Source organism: Paenibacillus sp. Y660, assembly GCF_057221575.1.
In genome coordinates, this window is the sequence record NZ_JBXBBJ010000081.1 from 1 (window position 1) to 878 (window position 878).

Sequence of the window (878 nt, forward strand, 5' to 3'; positions counted from 1 at the left end):
AATCGTCCCTTCATCTCCTGGGCGATGTCTGTCAGGCCAATCGAACGGGAAGCGATTTCCCGCAATGCGGTTGCATATCGAGTTCCTTGCGTGCCTCCAGCGCGCTTCATGCCCGCCATCCTCCAGCCATCGACGATCTCGGAGACGGTCAACTTTTGAATGTCAGAAGGTAAAGGAAAGCACCGTAACGTGGCCAGTGCGCGAACACCATCCCATTCTTTGAACAAAGTCGTGAACTCCGGAAACACTTGGTCTACAGCTGTCTGGAGCTGATTGCCTAAGGCCGCTAAATCGATGGAGAGCATCTCCTTTTCATTCACCAACGTATGCAGTTTCCGGTATACTGTTTCGTTGACGATCCAGTCACTGTAATAGCCGCGAGAAACCACGTCAGCAATCGTTAAGGCATCCTTGACATCGTTCTTAGAAGGTTTGTTGTCGCGATTTTCTTTATTCCGCTTGGTCGTAAGCGGATTAACGAGCACCAACGTATGGCCGCGTTCGCGTAGGGCAAAGGCGATGTTAAGAAAATAGTGACCAGTGGCCTCAGCGCCGAACATCACGTCCGTGTAGCCGCTCGCTTTTTGTATATCGGCTACCCATTGGAGCAGTTTTTTCACACCGAATGCATCATTTTGGAACGACAGGATACGGCCCTGCTGAATGCCTCTAAAATTGACTGCTGCAGCGACGTGTGTTTCTTTAGCGATGTCGATTCCAACAATTAGGTGACTTGCGGAAATACGTTCAATCCGTTGATTAATACGGTGCGATGATTTAAACTTCATAGTAGAGCGTCCTCCTTGGATGATAGGTAATAAGGGCTTTGACCCCGTGCAACCCTATCGTACCAGAGGCGCTCCTTTTCATTCAAAGGC

At 49.7% G+C, this 878-nt stretch carries 1 protein-coding gene; it reads right to left on the reverse strand.

Annotated features, from left to right (window positions below):
* On the reverse strand, positions 1-788 hold a 788-nt coding region (locus AC2TDN_RS26525; RefSeq protein WP_484690733.1), incomplete at its 3' end, for an IS110 family transposase.
* Positions 789-878: the final 90 nt, after the last annotated feature.